At 70.5% G+C, this 16,996-nt stretch carries 10 protein-coding genes; 6 read left to right on the forward strand and 4 right to left on the reverse strand.

Annotated elements, in window-relative coordinates:
- Positions 1–273 precede the first annotated feature (273 nt).
- Both BLQ73_RS18370 and BLQ73_RS18375 read left to right on the forward strand, forming a co-directional pair.
- A complete protein-coding gene (locus BLQ73_RS18370; RefSeq protein ID WP_093171707.1) occupies positions 274–1,839 on the forward strand; it encodes a hypothetical protein in 1,566 nt (521 codons plus the stop codon).
- Positions 1,836–2,540: a polysaccharide deacetylase family protein gene (locus BLQ73_RS18375; protein ID WP_093171708.1), complete on the forward strand. Its 705-nt coding sequence runs from the start codon at positions 1,836–1,838 to the stop codon at positions 2,538–2,540. The genes BLQ73_RS18370 and BLQ73_RS18375 overlap by 4 nt, the downstream gene beginning before the upstream one ends.
- Positions 2,541–2,553: 13 nt before the next feature.
- Here BLQ73_RS18375 and guaA read toward each other — a convergent pair whose 3' ends face one another.
- The 3 genes from guaA to BLQ73_RS18390 form a co-directional block, all read right to left on the reverse strand.
- On the reverse strand, positions 2,554–4,104 hold the full coding sequence (guaA, locus tag BLQ73_RS18380) for a glutamine-hydrolyzing GMP synthase (protein ID WP_093171709.1): 1,551 nt from the start codon (positions 4,102–4,104) through the stop codon (positions 2,554–2,556).
- A gap of 206 nt (positions 4,105–4,310) precedes the next feature.
- A complete protein-coding gene (locus BLQ73_RS18385; protein ID WP_093171710.1) occupies positions 4,311–5,696 on the reverse strand; it encodes a pyridoxal phosphate-dependent decarboxylase family protein in 1,386 nt (461 codons plus the stop codon).
- Positions 5,697–5,833: 137 nt separating this feature from the next.
- Positions 5,834–7,408, reverse strand: a complete 1,575-nt coding sequence (locus tag BLQ73_RS18390; protein ID WP_093171711.1) for a succinic semialdehyde dehydrogenase — start codon at positions 7,406–7,408, stop codon at positions 5,834–5,836.
- Positions 7,409–7,520: 112 nt separating this feature from the next.
- Here BLQ73_RS18390 and BLQ73_RS18395 point away from each other — a divergent pair, with 112 nt between their 5' ends.
- Entirely contained in the window at positions 7,521–9,692 is a 2,172-nt protein-coding gene (locus BLQ73_RS18395) for a beta-propeller domain-containing protein (RefSeq protein ID WP_245691179.1), read from the forward strand.
- Positions 9,693–9,879: 187 nt separating this feature from the next.
- On the forward strand, positions 9,880–12,852 hold the full coding sequence (locus tag BLQ73_RS34640; protein ID WP_275936299.1) for a M36 family metallopeptidase: 2,973 nt from the start codon (positions 9,880–9,882) through the stop codon (positions 12,850–12,852).
- A 42-nt stretch (positions 12,853–12,894) separates the two neighbouring features.
- On the opposite strand, the gene BLQ73_RS18405 is transcribed toward BLQ73_RS34640, so the two are convergent.
- Positions 12,895–14,613: a glycerol-3-phosphate dehydrogenase/oxidase gene (locus BLQ73_RS18405; protein ID WP_093171775.1), complete on the reverse strand. Its 1,719-nt coding sequence runs from the start codon at positions 14,611–14,613 to the stop codon at positions 12,895–12,897.
- Positions 14,614–14,751: 138 nt separating this feature from the next.
- On the opposite strand from BLQ73_RS18405, the gene nagA reads away from it, so the two are divergent.
- Positions 14,752–15,891 (forward strand): N-acetylglucosamine-6-phosphate deacetylase, encoded by a 1,140-nt coding sequence (gene nagA / locus BLQ73_RS18410; protein ID WP_093171714.1) that lies wholly within the window; start codon positions 14,752–14,754, stop codon positions 15,889–15,891.
- 622 nt (positions 15,892–16,513) lie between these two features.
- Entirely contained in the window at positions 16,514–16,909 is a 396-nt protein-coding gene (locus tag BLQ73_RS18415; protein WP_093171715.1) for a VOC family protein, read from the forward strand.
- Positions 16,910–16,996 lie beyond the last annotated feature (87 nt).

A 16,996-nucleotide genomic window follows, 5' to 3' on the forward strand; every position in this document is an offset into this window, starting at 1 on the left:
GGGGCGCGGCCCCGGCGGTGGGGGCAAGGGGACTTTGCCGGAAATCATGTCCGCCGTCGGACGCCGGAGGCGGAGACATGGCCAGGTGTACTCCGTTCCTTGGCATTCACTTGACCACTTTCGCCTGATTGATCAAATGCGTAATACGCGAAGGAAGCACCGACTGACGGTAAATAGGGGAAATCTTGCCCGACTTACACCCGTGCCCTCTCCGCGGGGAAACGACGCGAGGCAGGAGCATCTAACGCAGGATTTCCACTAATAGAGAGACACATGACACTCCTCGCGCCCATCCCCACCCGAACCGTCCAACCCCGCACGACCCGAGGGCGCCACGCACGACCCCGAGGACGCCACGCACTCCGCGGCTCCGCCGGAACCTGGACCTACCTCGCCCTCTCCCTCGTGGTCATGCTGTGGGGCTGCCTGGTGACCAGCCGGCACGTATGGGCGGGCGACTGGCCCATCCACCTCGCGACGGTGCGCGAATTCGCCGCCGATCCCGCCGCCCCGGCCGACCCGATGACCGGGGAAGCGTCGCGGAGCCCCTACCTGTCGCCCTACATGGCGGTTCTGGGGCTCGTCTCCGCCCTCACCGGCGCCACGCCGAGGACCGTGCTCGAATGCGCCGGGCTCGTCAACCTCGCCCTGCTGCTCTGGTCGATCCGGCTGCTGTGCCGCGTGCTCAGCCCCCGGGAGGGCGTCGCCGTACTCGCCGTCGTCTTCACCCTGCTGCTGTGGGGCGTGTCGCCGCTGGAGTGGAGCGGCGTGCCGCAACTGCGGTCGCTGTCCGACACGCTCGCGTATCCGAGCACCTTCGCCACCGCGCTCATGCTGTTGTGCTGGACGGCGCTTCTGCGGCGCAGACTCGCGGTCGCGGCTCCGCTCTTCGGGCTCATTCTGCTGGTGCATCCGTTCACGGCGGTCAACACGGCTCTCGGGGTGTTCGCCGTCATCGTCGTGCACCCGCGCACTACCCTGCGGACCTCGGCGCTGTTCGGGCTGTGGGTGGCGGTCGCCGCGGCGTGGCCGTACGTCGACCTCACATTGCTGGTGGGTGAGGACGCGGGGTTCTCCGAGGTGCACTCGCACATGCTGGTGAACGCGCTGGGGAAGTACGGCCTGGCCCTGATCGGCGTGCCGTTCCTCATCCGGGACCGGCACCGGCCGCACGGGCGCGTGCTCCTGACCCTGTTCGCCGCGGCCACCGCCCTCATCGCCCTCGGCGTGCTGCTCAACCGCATGGAGACGGCGCGGGCCATCCCGGTGCTGGTGCTGGCGTCCCACCTCGCGCTGGCGCGGGCCCTCGGCGACGCGCTCCGGCGCGGTACGGCATGGCGCGCGGCGGCCGTGGTCACCGCGCTGTGCTGTGTCGCCGGGCTGGTCGGCGCGCGGGCGGGACTCGCGCGCATGTGGCCGCTGGACGCGATGCCGAAGGAGGACCGCCACCGGGTCTGGCGGCTTCTCATGCCGCCCGAGGGCTACGAGTTCGCCACGTCGGCGCTGCGCCCCGGGGAGACCGTGCTCGCCGGCACCTGGTGGGCGCGCAAACACGTCATGCTGATCGGCGGGTATCCGCTGCCGTCGCCGTGGCCATACCCGTACACCCCCACGTGGAAGGCGCGTCACACCGACGGGCACCGGTTCTTCGACCCCTCCGCGTCCGCCGTGGAACGCGCCGAAATCGCCCGGCGTTACGGGGCTCGCTGCGCCCTCGGGCATGACCTGCCGCCGGTGCCGGGGTTCGAGAAGGTTGCCCAGGGGCCTGCGGGAGCCGTACTGCTGTGCCAGGCTTCAGACGAGAAGATCCACCAGGAAGGGAGACAATCCCCCCGATGAAGTCCCTCGCCGCCGCCGTCCTGGCCGCCACGACGCTCCTCACCCCCGGTACGGCACAAGCCGGGGCCACGGCGCCCCCCGTCAACTGCGCGAAGGTGAAGTGCCTGGCCTTGACCTTCGACGACGGGCCCGGCCCGCACACCGCCCGGCTCCTCGACCTGCTCGCCGTGCACCGGGCCAAAGCCTCGTTCTACCTCGTCGGCAAGCGGGTCGAAGAGGACCCTCGCCTGACCGGACGCATCGCCCGGGAGGGCCACGAGATCGGCAACCACACCTACAGCCACCCGCGTCTGACCGAGCTGACCGACGGCGAGATCCTCGACCAGTGGGCCGACACGCAGCGGCTCATCGTCAAGGCCACGGGACGGCGGCCCACCACCATGCGCCCGCCGTACGGCGGGACCGACGACCGCGTGCTGGACCTCGCCGCGTCCGCAGGGCTCGCGCAGATCATGTGGACCGGCACCACGCTGGACTGGAAGCTGCGGGAGAAGAACGCGATCGAGCGGAAAGTGCTGTCGCTGGCCCGCCGCGACGGGGTGATCCTCATGCACGACGTCGTGCCCGCCACCGTCGAGGCGATGCCGTCGATCCTGACCGCGCTGAAGAAGCGGGGCTACCACCTGGTGACGGTCTCGGCGCTGCGCCGCGGCAAGCCGCTCGGGCCGGGCGAGAGCTACCCGCCGCGGCCCACGCAGTAGGCCCGAGGGGGCCTCACTCCCACTCGATGGTGCCCGGGGGCTTGCTCGTGACGTCGAGGACGACCCGGTTGACCTCGCGGACCTCGTTGGTGATGCGGGTGGAGATGCGGGCCAGCACGTCGTAGGGGACGCGCGACCAGTCGGCCGTCATCGCGTCCTCCGAGCTCACCGGGCGCAGCACCACCGGGTGGCCATAGGTGCGGCCGTCGCCCTGGACACCCACCGACCGGACGTCGGCCAGCAGCACGACCGGGCACTGCCAGATCTCGCGGTCGAGGCCGGCGCGCGACAGCTCCTCGCGGGCGATGGCGTCGGCCTCGCGCAGCAGGTCGAGCCGCTCGCGCGTCACCTCGCCGACGATGCGGATGCCGAGGCCGGGCCCGGGGAACGGCTGGCGCCACACCATCGCGGCCGGCAGGCCGAGCTCCTCGCCGGCCCGGCGCACCTCGTCTTTGAACAGCGTGCGCAGCGGCTCGACCAGCGCGAAGGCCAGGTCGTCGGGGAGGCCGCCCACGTTGTGGTGCGACTTGATGTTGGCCGTGCCGGTGCCGCCGCCCGACTCGACGACGTCGGGGTAGAGCGTGCCCTGCACCAGGAAGTCGACCGGGCCGTCCGCCATGATCGCCCGCTGCTCGTCCTCGAAGACCCGGATGAACTCACGGCCGATGATCTTGCGCTTCTCCTCGGGGTCGGTGACCCCCTCCAGCGCCTTGATGAACCGGTCGGCGGCCTCCACCACGCGGAGCTTCACCCCGGTGGCGGCGACGAAGTCCTGCTCGACCTGCTCGGCCTCGCCCTTGCGCATGAGCCCGTGATCGACGAAGACGCAGGTCAGCCGGTCTCCGATGGCCCGCTGCACGATCGCGGCGGCCACCGCGGAGTCCACGCCGCCCGACAGGGCGCAGATCGCCCGGCCCTCCGGGCCGATCTGGGCGCGGACCGCCTCGACGGCGTCCTCCACGATGTTGAGCATCGTCCACGACGGCCGGCACCCGGCCGCCGCGAGGAAGTGCTCAAGCACCGCCTGCCCGTGCTCGGAGTGGAGCACCTCGGGGTGGAACTGCACGCCGTAGAGCCCGCGCTCGCGGTGCTCGAACGCGGCGACCGGCGTGTCCGCCGTCGTGGCGGTCACCACGAACCCCTCGGGCGCGGCCGACACGCTGTCGCCGTGGGACATCCAGACGTTCTGCGAGGCCGGGAGCCCGGCGAACAGGGCGCCCTCCTCGACCACATCGAGGACCGTGCCGCCGTATTCCGCCGTGCCCGTGCGGGCCACCACGCCGCCGAGCGCGCGGGCCATGGCCTGGAACCCGTAGCAGATGCCGAACGTCGGCACCCCCGTGTCGAACAGGCCGTCGGCCACCTCCGGCGCCCCCTCGGCGTAGACCGAGGACGGCCCGCCGGACAGGATGATTGCCTTGGGGTTCTTCGCGAGGATCTCCTCGACCGGCATGGTCGAGGGGACGATCTCCGAATAGACGTGGCACTCGCGCACGCGACGCGCGATGAGTTGCGCGTATTGCGCGCCGAAGTCGACGACGAGGACAGTGTCGAACTCTGACACCGAAAGAACCCCCTGAGCTGGCACCGGGCAGGGGCCCAGTTTAGCCTCCCCCGCTCAGCCCCCGTTCCAGGTCAACCCAACCCCACACTGACCATCGCAAATCACTGGCCTCTGCCGTTACAGAGGACGGTGCGATACGCGGGTGTACAGCCTCGCCGGCGGGCCGGCTGTGACACCCACGACGCCCCTGGCACCCACGACACCCCTCAGAAAGGGCTCCGCTCGATGGTGTCGAGGAGGGAGTGGAGGGTCTTGTCGTCGGTGGCGGGGGCCATGACGGCGACGCGGAGGTGGCGGACGTCGGCCAGCTCGGTGGAGGTCACATGGAATGCGCCGTCGGTGAGGAGGTGCTCGCGGAGGGCGATGTGGTCGACATCACGACCGCCGGGAGCGTAACGGAAGCAGACGATGTTGGACTCGGGCTCGTAGGGGCAGTCGAAGGCGGGCCGCTGCGACGCCAACTCCCAGAAGCGGTGCGCGGTGTCGTAGCGCGCGGCGACGTGGTCGCCGAGGCCGCGCTCGCCGCGCCAGGCGAGGTTGAGGAAGATCTTCAGCCCCATCTCCGACTTGGTGCACTCGACGGCCCGGCCGAGCAGATCGTGCTCCTGATCCCCGTAGAACAGGTAGCTCGCCTCCTGCTGGAACGCCTTCGACAGGTCGCCGTCGCGCCGGACGAGGACGGCGGCGGCGAGGGCGGAGGTCCGCAGCATCTTGTGGGCGTCCCAGATGACGGAGTCGGCGAGCTCGATGCCGTCGAGAAGGTGCCGGTGGCGCTCACTGAGCAGCGCGGAGGCGCCGTGGGCGGCGTCCACGTGGAGCCACACGCCGTGGGCGGCGCAGAACTCGCCGATGCCGCGCAGGTCGTCGTGGAGCCCGGTGCCGGTGGCGCCGGCGGAGGCGACCAGGGCCATCGGCCGGCGTCCGGCCCGGCGCAGGCGGTCGAGGGCGGCGGGAAGCGCGGCGATGTCGATGCGGCCGAGGCGGTCGGCGTCGAGCGGCACGACCGCCCGTCCGCCGAGGCCCATGATGCCCGCGGCCCTGGCGATGGAGTAGTGCGCGCTCGGCGGCACGAGCAGCGCGAGGTCCCGCGGAACCCCGCCCGAAAAGGCGTCCGGTACGGCATGGGCCCGCGCGGCCAGCAGCGCGGTCAGATTGGCCAGGGACCCGCCGTGCGTGAGCACGCCCTCGCCCGACGGGAAACCGACCTTGTCCAGCATCCAGCGGAGCACTTCGAATTCGACGGTGGCCGCGGACGCCCCCATCTCATAGATCGCGACGGGGTTGTTCGTCGCCCCGTGGACGAATTCGGCGAGCGCGGCGGGGAAATCGGGGGAAGCCGTCTGATGTCCCAGGTAGGAGGGGTGGTGCATCCGCGTTCCCGCCTCCAGGAACCCGTGGAGGAACTCCTGGTAGGTCTCCGGGGTCATCCCGCCTTCGCGCATCCATCGCCGCAGGTCGAGGCGTTCGGCCAGGTCGCCGGGTGGGCGGCGGCTCAGCACCGGGCCTGTGCCCCGCTGGCTCTCCTCGACGTACGCGGCGAGCGCCGCGGTGGTGATCTCGGCAGCCTGCGCGAACTCGTGAATCTTCCACATGGTCGACCTCCTCTGCCGACCATCATGGCGGTTTGCGGGTTATCGGGAGATACGAAACCCATGAGCCCCATGGCCGCAATCCCCATGCGGACAGCCGCACCTGGGCTCATGCCGTACGGCGCGAGCCCGGGTCCGGCTCACTTCACGCCCAGCCTGCGCATGACCTTCAGCACGTCCGCCAGCGTGTCCGCGTAGCGCTCGTAACTCATGCCGGGCAGCGGTTCGAATCCCAGCCATGACGCCTGGCTGGCGACCACCTGCAGCTCGGTGTACTTCAGCATGCCCTCGGCCCCGTGCCGGTGGCCCATCCCCGACGTCTTGCGCCCGCCCATGGGGGCGTCGTAGGACGCGTAGGCGGCAGCGTACCCTTCGTTGATGTTGACCGATCCGGCCTTGATGCGGGAGGCGATGTCCCGCCCCCGGGTGATGTTGCGCGTCCAGACGGAGGCGTTCAGGCCGTAGGCCGTGTCGTTGGCGCTGTCGATCGCCTCGCGCTCGGAGGTGAACGGGTAGACGGCGATGACCGGGCCGAACGTCTCCTCGCGGCAGACGGCCATCTCGTCGGTGACGCCGAGGAGCACGGTCGGCTCGTAGAACAGCGGCCCGAGGTCGGGCCTGGCCCTGCCGCCGGTGAGCACGGTGGCGCCCTTGGCGACGGCGTCGTCCACGTGGGCGCGGACCGTTTCGAGCTGGCGGAGCGAGGTGAGCGACCCCATGGTCACCGTCCAGTCGAGCCCCGCGCCGAGCTTCATGCCGTCGATCTGCTGGAGCAGTTTCCCGGTGAAGGCGTCGAGCACCGACGTGTGAACGTAGATCCGTTCGGCGGACACGCAGAGCTGGCCGGCGCTGCTGAAAGCCGCCCGGAGGGTTCCCCGCGCGGCCCGGTCGAGGTCGGCGTCGTCAAGCACGATCATCGGGTTCTTGCCGCCGAGTTCGAGCGATACGCCGACGAAGCGGCGCGCGGCCTCCACGGCGATCTCGCGGCCGGCGCGGGTGGAGCCGGTGAAGGACACGTAGTCGGCGCCGTCGAGCAGCGCGTCGCCGATCTCGGCGGGGTCGCCCAGGACGACCTGCCAGATGTCGCGGGGCATGCCGAGCGAGACGAGCAGGTCGATGGTCCACAGGGTGGACAGGGCGGTCTGGGTGTCGGGCTTGTGGACGATGGCGTTGCCCGCGATGAGGGCGGGGATGGCGTCGGTCACGCCGAGGGACAGCGGATAGTTCCACGGGGAGATGTGCGTGACGACGCCCTTGGGGTGCCGGAGCTCGATCACCCCGGTGGCGAGGGGGAAGATGCCCCGGCGCCGTTTGGGCCGCAGCAGCTCGCGAGCCTCGCGCACGTAGTGGAGTGAGCATCCCGCGACATCGACGACCTCTTCGAAGGCGTGGCTCCTGGCCTTGCCCGTCTCCCACTGGACGATGTCCATGATCTCGGACCGGCGGTCGAGGATGGCGTCGTGCAGCAGGCGGAAAGGCCGGATGCGCTCGCGCAGCGGCATGGTGGCCCAGGCGGCCTGCGCGGCGCGTGCCGCGGCGTGGGCCGCGCGGACGTCGTCGGCGGTGGAGACGGGCAGGTCGGCGAGCGGCTCTCCGGTGAAGGGGGCGGTGATCTGCTCGGTCTTCCCACCGGAGGCCACGTGGCGGGCGACACGGCGGATCATGTCGTGGTCGAGCGGGCGGTGGTCGGTGGACATCCCCAGAGTGCCAGACATATCCGAATCGTATTGAGCTGGGGGGCCGGACACCACCAAGCCACACTGTCGCACACCCCACCCCGCGCGGGAATACGAGCCAATTGCCGCCTTTGAACCACCCTGTCATCGCATGCGTCTACGGGGCATGAAGACATCGATGCGTACGGCTGTCGCCGCGCTGTCCGCGGCGGCGCTCACCGCGGCGACCGCCGCATGCACGTCGCCCGGCGACGGCCGCGGCGCGTCCCCCGCCGCGGAGCCGGCGGACCTGGGCAATGTACGGCTGGTCGCCTACTCAAGCTGCGACGACATGCTGGCCAAGCTCCGCGACAGGACGGCGGCCAACGCGGGCCCGTACGGCCTCGGCCCCGAGGTCTCGATCCAGTCCATGGACGCCCCCGCCATGGCCCGCGACGCCCAGGCTCTGAAGGCCGCGCCCGAGTCGGGTTCCGGAGCCCCCGAGCACTCCACCACCAACGTTCAGGAGGCCGGGGTCGACGAGCCCGACCTCGTCAAGACCGACGGCAAGCGGATCGTCACCGTCACCCGCGGCACCCTGCGCGTCGTCGACGCCGAGAGCAGAAAGGTCACCGCCCGCCTCGAACTCGCCGAAGACCAGGGCTACGCCCCCGCCGACCTGCTGGTCAGCGGCGACCGGGCCCTGGTGGTCTTCGCGCACGGCGGCTTCGTGGCCCTGAGCGGTGCGGCAGGCGGCACAGCGGGCGGCGCAACGGGCGGCACAGCGGGCGATGCGGCCAAGCGGGCCTTCCCCGTCGAAGCGCACTACATCCTGGTGGACCTCTCCGGCGCCCCCAAGGTCCTCGGCTCGCTCACGCCGAAGGGCAGCCACGTGGACGCCCGGATGATCGGGTCGACCGTGCGCCTGGTGGTGCGCAGCCGGCCGCAGTTCACCTTCCCCAGGCCGCGCCCCGGCCTGACCCCCTCCGAGCTGATCAAGCTCAACCAGGACGTCGTGCGCAAAGCGCCGATCGACACCTGGCTGCCGAGTTACGAGGTCACCGACGCCGCCGGCGCACGCCGTACCGCGACCGTGAAGTGCGAGTCGGTGGCCCACCCCGAGGACTACACCGGGACGTCGCTGCTCAGCGTGCACACGATCGACCTCGCGGCGGGAGTCTCGGGCGTCGAACCGATCGCGGTGGCCGCCGACGGCGACACGGTGTACGGCACCGCCACGAGCCTGTACGTGGCGAGCAATCCGCGCTGGTGGTTCCCGCCGATGCCGATCGACCCGGTGCCGCTGCCCAGGCCGGTCGAGAGGGACCCCGCCCAGCCGTCCACGCTGCCGGAGCCGACGGGGTCGGGGGTCGCCCCGGACGTCGCCCCGACCCCCGCGGAGCCGCTGCTGCCGCGGGCGTCCACGCCGTCCGCCGCGGCCTCCTTCCCGGAGCCCCCCGCCGAGGAGACCGAGATCCACAGGTTCGACATCGGCGGCGCGGGAGCCCCGCGCTACATCGCGTCGGGCGCGGTGGCGGGGCGTCTGCTCAACCAGTACTCGCTGTCCGAGCACGACGGCCATCTGCGGGTCGCGACCACGATCAACCAGGAGACCCCGTCGGGCCCGCCGAGCTCCAGCAGCGTCTACGTGCTCAAGTCCGACACTCTGGCCAAGGTCGGGGAGGTCACGGGGCTGGGCAAGGACGAGCGGATCTACGCGGTGCGCTTCATCGGCCCGGTGGGGTATGTCGTGACCTTCAAGCAGGTGGACCCGCTCTACACCCTCGACCTGCGCGACCCCGCCGCCCCGCGGGTGACGGGCGAGCTGAAGATCACGGGCTACTCCGCCTACCTGCACCCCGCGGGCGAGGGCTGGCTGATCGGCGTGGGCCAGGAGGCGAGCACCCGGGGCCGCACGCTCGGCACGCAGATCTCGCTGTTCGACGTCGGCGATCCGGCGCGGCCGACCAGGCTGTCGCAGTACTTCCAGAAGGAGTCGGGGTCTGAGGCCGAGTGGGATCCGCACGCGTTCCTCTACTGGCCGAAGGAGGGCCTGGCCGTACTCCCGCTGAGCTCGTGGCAGCAGGGCGGCCTGATGAAGAGCGGGGCGCTCGGGCTGCGGATCGAGCCGACGAAGATCACCAAGGTCGGCCTGGTCCAGCACGAGGCCAAGCGGCCGGCGGGGGACGGCGCCGCTGACAACGTCGCCGACAACGTCTATCTCGATCCGGCGATCCGGCGTTCGCTGGTCATCGGCGACACGCTGTGGACGGTGTCGGATCTCGGCATGAAGGCCAGCGATCTCCGGACCTTCGCCGACCGGGCGTGGATCCCCTTTGACTAACACTGACTGATTCCACTTACACCGTTACGGCATAGCTTGCAAGGCTTGTCATGTTTCGGGGTGAGTGTTACCTCTTGTGCGGCATGTGTGATCAACACGTGCGGTGGTGCATTCGCGCGGGCAACACCCCGCCCGCGCGACCCGCCTTGCAAGGCCGACGGCGGCCATGTCTGCACAGGAGGATTGGGTGTCCCCCCGCCCCTTGCTCAAAACCACCCTTCTCGCCGCGACAGCGGCATCACTCGCCTTTCCCCTCGCAGTGGCGGGAGCCGGTCCCGCCCTCGGCGAACCCGGCGCACCCACACGCGCAGCCGCCGACTTCCAGGGCGAGGAGCACGCCAAACCCGACCTGGACAACCGCACGGGCCGGGTGGAACCCCCCGCCTCCGCGCAGGCGAAGGCCAGGTCCACCGCCGCCACCGCGACCATCCGGTGGAACGCTCTGGGCACCCCATCCGTGATCACCAGCCCCACCCCCCTCGCCGAGGGCCTCGGAAGCGACCCCGAGCGGGCGGCCCGCGCCTACCTCAAGGCCAACGAGAACCTCTTCGGCCTCCCGGCGGCGGCCGTGGACGCGCTGGAGAAGATCGCGGTCAACCCCATCGGCGCAGGCCACGCCGTGATGCTGCGCCAGCGCTTCGGCACGCTGCCCGCCGGCCAGGACGGCACGGTGACCGTCGGCCTCGCCGACGGCAAGGTCTTCCACGTCACCTCGACCCTGTCCCGCGAGACCGGAGCGCCGCCCGCGGCGCGGATCACCGAGCAGCGCGCCCTGGAGATCGCCGCGCGCGACGGCGAGATCGACCTCGCCACCGCGGCGACCAAGGAGGCGGCGGCGGTAGCCGTACCGGCGCCCGGCGGGGTGCACAACGCGTGGCAGGTGACGCTGATCGGGGGCGGGGAAGGCGAGCCCGCCGCGTACACCACCCATGTGGACGCGGTCAGCGGCGCCATCCTCACGCGCGAGAACCTCGTCGACCACCTGGACCCCGAGGAGGGCGGCGCGCACAGCGTGTCCGCGCACGCCCCGGAGGGTCCCGCGTGGGCGGTGTTCCCGGCCAACCCGCCCGCGGACTACTCCTCCGCCGACACGCGCGTGCTGTGGTGCCTGTCCGCCTCCCAGGCCGGATGTGAGCGCGTCAAGGCGTCCGACCCCGCCACCGGCAAGGCGTGGGACGTCGACCACACCACGGACGGCTCCAGCGGCAGCAGCCTCGGCAACGCGGCCCGCACGTTCGAGAACCGCGCCAGCGGCGACTCCTACAGCGTCGGAACCAGGTCGAACGCCGCCAAGGCCGACCGGGCGTACCGCTACCCGTGGACCAACCAGTGGTACGAGGCCAAGTGCGACCCGGCGACCTTCGACTCCCCCGGCGAGGCCGACCTCGAAGCGGCGATCGCCAACCTCAACGCGGCGCACAACCGCATGCACGACTGGGCGTACCGCCTCGGGTTCAGCGAGACCGCGTGGAACATGCAGACGCATAACGGCGACCGCGGCGGCGTCGGAAACGACCCCGAGCTGGGCAACGCCCAGGCGGGTGCCCGCCTGGCCCACGTGCGCAACAACGCCAACCAGATCACCCCGCGCGACGGCATCGCCCCGGTCACGAACATGTACCTGTGGCAGCCGACCGCCGGGGGCTTCTACGGCCCCTGCGTGGACGGCGACTACGACATGTCGGTCATCGGACACGAATACACCCACGCCATCTCCGGCCGTATGATCGGCGGCCCCCTCTCCGGCTGGCAGGGCGCACAGGCCGGCGCGATGAACGAGAGCACATCCGACCTGTTCGCCATGGAATACCTCTACGAGTACGGCTACCGCCCCCGCGGCGAAACCCCCTACGTCACCGGCGGCTACGTCACCGGCGACGCCAAGGCCGGCATCCGCAACTACGACATGTCCCGCTCGCCGCTGAACTACAGCAACATCGCCTACGACGTGGTCGGGCAGCAGGTCCACGCCGACGGCGAGATCTGGTCCGCCACCCAGTTCGACGTGCGGCGGGCCTTCATCAAGAGGTACGGCCTCGCCACACCGAAAGTGCAGCGCGCCTGCGCCGAAGGCCACCGCCCGCTCGACGCGTGCCCCGGCAACCGGCGCTGGGTGCAGCTCTCGTTCGACGCCCTGCTGCTGATGACCAGCGGCGCGGTGTCCTACATCGACCACCGCGACGCCATCCTCGCCGCCGACGCCATCCGCTTCGGCGGGGCCAACCAGGACATCCTCTGGAACGCCTTCGCCGGCCGCGGCCTCGGCAAGGACGCCGCCGGCACCGGCCCGAACGACCCCGACCCGACGCCGAGCTTCGCCTCCCCCCACGCCCGCAACGCCACCGCCACCCTCGCCCCCGAGGGCGAGGCGGCGAACGCGCCGATCAGGCTGTACGTCGGGGACTACGAGAACCGCTCCGTCCCCGTGGCCGACACCGACCCGGAGACCCCGCTCGGCCCCACGTTCGAGATCACCCCCGGCACGTACTCCTTCCTCGCCACCGGCCCGGGATTCGGCCACACCAGGTTCACCGAGACCTTCACGCGGGGAGAGACCGAAACCCTCGACGTCGAACCCGCCCGCAACCACGCCTCGGCCGCGGCCGGGGCCACCGCGACGGGCGACGGCGTCAACCACGCCGAACTCATCGACGGCACGGAGAGCACCAACTGGGCCTCCCTGACCGGGCCGGCCGCCGGCAGGACCGTCACGGTCGACCTCGCGGGCACGGACCCCGTCAAGATCCGCCGCGTCCTGGTCAGCGCCATGCTGCGGCCCAACATCGGCGACCCGGAGGACCGCGGATCGCAGAACCGGTTCAGCGCCCTGCGATCCTTCGAGATCCTGGCCTGCAACAGCGCGGCCGGGAGCGACTGCGCCGACCCGTCGGCGTATTCGGTCATCCACACGAGCAAGGCCAACGCCTTCGACGCCCGGCGGCCCAGGCCCAGGGGCGCGGACCTGCTCGCCACGAGCTTCGCCGTACGCCCCACCGAGGCCACCCACCTCGCGCTGCGGGCGCTCACCACGCAATGCACCGGTAACCCGGTCTACGCCGGCGAGCAGGACAACGACCCGAACTCCGCCACCGACTGCACCACCTCAAGCGCCTCCGCCGGCCAGGTCCGCGCCGCGGAACTGCAGGCGTTCACACGCTGACCCGCCCTCCTGAGGGGGCGCCCCGCCCCCTCAGGACCGTCCTCAGTAGGACACGATCTCGGGCGCCCCCAGCCTGATCGCGTCGGCCTCCTGGTCGGTGTCCTGCTCCTGCGACAGGCGTTCGGCCTCGATGCGCTTGGTGTAGTACTCCACCTCGCGTTTGACCTGCTCACCGTCCCACCCGAGCGGCCCGGCCATGAGCTCGGCCGCCTCGGCGGCCACGGCCAGACCCCGGTGGAAGGTCTCGATGGAGATGTGGGTGCGCCGGGTCAACGCGTCGTTGAGGTGGCGGGCGCCTTCGCGCGTGGCCGCGTAGACGATCTCGGCCCGGAGGTAGTCGTCGGCGCCCGTGAGGGGGCGGCCGAGGGCCGGGTCGGCCTCGATGAGCAGGAGGACCTCGTCGATGAGCGAGCCGTACCTCCGCAGCAGGTGCTCGATGCGGGCCACGTGCAGCCCCGACGACTGGGCCAGCCGGTAGCGGGAGTTCCACAGCGCCTGGTAGCCCTCGGCTCCGGCGAGGGGGATGCGGTCGGTGCAGGACGGCGGGACGCGCTGGTCGAGGCCGTGCGCCACGGCGTCCACGGCGTCACGCGCCATCACCCGATATGTCGTGTATTTCCCGCCGGCCACCATCACCAGCCCCGGCACCGGATGGGTCACCACGTGCTCGCGTGACAGCTTGGAGGTCTGATCCGACTCCCCGGCGAGCAGCGGGCGCAGCCCGGCATAGACACCTTCGACGTCGTCCCTGGTCAGAGGCACCGAAAGCACGGCGTTGACATGGTTGAGCACATAGTCGATGTCGCCCCGGGACGCGGCCGGGTGCACCTTGTCGAGGGTCCACTCGGTGTCCGTCGTCCCAACGATCCAGTGGCGACCCCAGGGGATCACGAAAAGCACCGACTTCTCGGTGCGCAGAATGATCCCGGTGAGCGAATGGATCCGGTCACGCGGCACCACCAGATGGATGCCTTTGGAGGCCCGCACATGGATCTGGCCGCGTCCTCCCACCAATCCCTGGATATCGTCCGTCCACACACCTGTGGCGTTCACCACCTGCTGCGCGCGGATGTCGAACTCGTGCCCGTTCTCCACGTCCCGTGCCCGCACTCCCGTGACCCGCTCCCCCTCCCGCAGGAAGCCCGTCACCCGGGTGCGCGACGCGATGTGCGCGCCGTACGTCGCCGCCGTGCGCAGCGTGGTCATCACATAGCGCGCGTCGTCCACCTGCGCATCCCAGTACTGCACAGCCCCGGTAAACACACTTTTACGCAGTGCGGGGGCCAGCCGCAGCGCCCGCCGCCTCGACAGGTGGCGGTGTCCGGGAACGCCCCGGGTGAACCCGAAGGAGAAGCCCAGCGAGTCGTACAGCGCCAGCCCCGCCCCCACATAGGGCCTCTCCCACACCATGTGGGTCAGCGGAAACAGAAACGGCACCGGCCTGACCAGATGCGGGGCGATCCGCTGCATCAGCAGCGCCCGTTCCTGCAGCGCCTCCCGGACCAGGTCGAAATTGAGCTGCTCAAGATAGCGGACGCCGCCGTGGATCAGCTTGGACGACCGCGACGACGTGCCCGAGGCGAAATCCCGCGCCTCGACCAGCCCGACGCTCAGCCCCCGCGTCGCCGCGTCGAGCGCCACCCCGGCCCCCACCACACCTCCGCCGACGACGACCACGTCGAGTTCCAGCGAACCCATCCGCGCCAGCGCCGCCTCGCGCTCTGCGGGGCCAAGCCCCGCGGTGCCCAGTCCCGCAGTCATGCGCATTCCCCCCGGGTACGGCTATCGCGTGCACTTCCTTTCCTACCCGTTTCCCCTACCCACTGGTAGCCAATAACCATTCTCGGTAGGCGACCCTCAGGGTCTCGCAACCTGACCGCGATCTGTGATCCTTTAACTATGAGCATCACACTCGCCGACGCCCGCATTGTGACCACCGACGGTGTCCATGAGGGCTGGCTCACGATCGAGGACGGTCGGATCACCCACATCGGCCACGGCTCGGCCCCCGGGAACGGCTACCGCCTTTCCGGGCGCTACGTCGTGCCCGGGTTCGTCGACATCCACAACCACGGTGGGGCGGGCGGCTCCTTCCCCACCGGCGATCAGGAGCAGGCCGGGAAAGCCGTGGCCTTCCACACCGCCCACGGCACGACCACGCTCATCGCGAGCCTCGTGAGCGGCCCGACCGCCGCCCTGACCGAGGCCGCATCCTCCCTGGCCGAGCTCTGCGAGGAAGGGCTGCTGGCCGGCATCCACTACGAAGGGCCCTACATCTCGACCCGCCGCTGCGGAGCCCACGACCTCGCCCAGCTCCGCAGCCCCGAACCCGCCGAGGTCGAGCAGCTCATCAAGGCCGGGCGGGGCCACATCCGCATGCTCACCATCGCCCCTGAACTGCCCGGCGCGCTCGACGCCATCAGAACCCTCGCCTCCCACGGGATCATCGCCGCCCTCGGCCACACCGACGCCACCCTCGACCAGACCCTCGCCGGGGTCGACGCCGGCGCCACCGTCGCCACGCACCTCTACAACGCGATGGCCCCCCTCCACCACCGCGACCCCGGCCCCATCGCCGCGCTCCTCCAGGACGAACGGGTCACCGTCGAGCTCATCAACGACGGTGTCCACGTGCACCCCGCCATGATGAGGCTGGCGTTCGACGCCGCCGGCGCAAGCCGTACGGCCCTCATCACCGACGCCATGACCGCCGCCGGCATGGGCGACGGCCGCTACGACCTGGGCGACATGGGCGTCACCGTCGAAGGCGGCGTGGCCCGCCTGATCGAAGGCGGCGCCATCGCCGGCAGCACCCTCACCATGGACGTCGCCTTCCGGCGCAGCGTCCGAGAGGTCGGCCTCTCCCTCACCGAGGCCGCCGTCATCGCCTCCCTCACCCCCGCCACCGTCCTCGGCCAGGCCGACCGCATCGGCTCCATCGCCGTCGGCAAACAGGCCGACCTCGTCATCCTCACCGACGACCTGCAGGTCTCCGGCGTCATGAAACGCGGCTCCTGGGTCACCGAACCCACCGCCTGAGCCGCCGTACGGCCGGCCAACTCGCGCGAACGCCTCCCAGAGCGGCCCGCTCCGACCACGACCCCGACCGCCTCCGGATCAACCCGACAGCGCCGTCGGGTTGTGAGGCGCACATCCCCCACCGCGAACACGCCGGCCCGGCCCGGTCAGCGGAAGTCGCCCGCGTGCTCCCGAGCCCCCTGGCCGAAAATGCGGCCCGGCCGTCCTATAACCTCCTCGACCGCCGGGGACACCCGCGAAAGCACATGTGAACGTTAAACATTCACACTTTGGCGACCTGCGAAAACATGCTTCGATGTGGAGTCGCCTCGCGCCTTCCGAGCAGATAATCGGAAAACCCGCGGCCGATACCCGACGGCTCGGATTCGCCATGGCGACCACCGCGTCACCATGCACACCAAGTGCGTCAAAATCATTTATGACCGGCCATGGAACGTTACAGACGCCCTGGTCACAGCCATAGGCATGGGCAAGTGGCCACAGCGCGGCAGGCGGGCAGGCCCGAGGGCCTGGCCTCAGCGAGGCGGAGCGCCCGCGAGGTAGCGTTAAAGAATGACGGATACCGCCTGTCACTCGCGAACCCGCGTGGCGGCACGAGGCACCTCGAAAGGCGAGAATTCCCATGCCCATTCATTTCAACCACACCATCGTCGCCGCCCATAAGAAGGAGGAGTCCGCCCGTTTCCTCACCGACCTGTTCGGGCTTGAACCCCCCTTCGTCTTCGGCCCTTTCCTTTCCGTGGAGTTGGGGAACGGCGTCACCCTTGACTACGCCGACATTCCCGGCGAGTTCCCGGCCCAGCACTACGCGTTCCTCGTCGGAGACGCCGACTTCGACACCGTCTTCGGCCGGATCCGCGACAAGGGGCTCACCTACTGGGCCGACCCTTACGGGGAGAAGGAGATGGAGATCAACCACCTGGACGGGGGGCGCGGGGTCTACTTCCATGATCCCTCAGGGCACAACCTGGAGATCCTCACCCGTCCGTACGGCGGAGGCTCCGGGCTGACAGATTAGGCAATCCACGACAAGGCCCCAGAAAACGGTAAAGGCCCCGCGAACGGGGCCTTCGCCGTACGAGATCTGGCCTTACCGATGTAGAGC

The organism is Sinosporangium album (assembly GCF_900100605.1).
Lineage (GTDB): Bacteria > Actinomycetota > Actinomycetes > Streptosporangiales > Streptosporangiaceae > Sinosporangium > Sinosporangium album.

Coding starts and splice junctions, on each gene's coding strand:
- BLQ73_RS18385 (WP_093171710.1), bottom strand. CDS start 5,696: ATGTGGAAGATTCACGAGTTCGCGCAGGCTGCCGAGATCACCACCGCG.
- BLQ73_RS18375 (WP_093171708.1), top strand. CDS start 1,836: ATGAAGTCCCTCGCCGCCGCCGTCCTGGCCGCCACGACGCTCCTCACC.
- nagA (WP_093171714.1), top strand. CDS start 14,752: ATGAGCATCACACTCGCCGACGCCCGCATTGTGACCACCGACGGTGTC.
- BLQ73_RS18370 (WP_093171707.1), top strand. CDS start 274: ATGACACTCCTCGCGCCCATCCCCACCCGAACCGTCCAACCCCGCACG.
- BLQ73_RS18415 (WP_093171715.1), top strand. CDS start 16,514: ATGCCCATTCATTTCAACCACACCATCGTCGCCGCCCATAAGAAGGAG.
- BLQ73_RS18405 (WP_093171775.1), bottom strand. CDS start 14,613: ATGACTGCGGGACTGGGCACCGCGGGGCTTGGCCCCGCAGAGCGCGAG.
- BLQ73_RS18395 (WP_245691179.1), top strand. CDS start 7,521: ATGCGTCTACGGGGCATGAAGACATCGATGCGTACGGCTGTCGCCGCG.
- BLQ73_RS18390 (WP_093171711.1), bottom strand. CDS start 7,408: ATGTCTGGCACTCTGGGGATGTCCACCGACCACCGCCCGCTCGACCAC.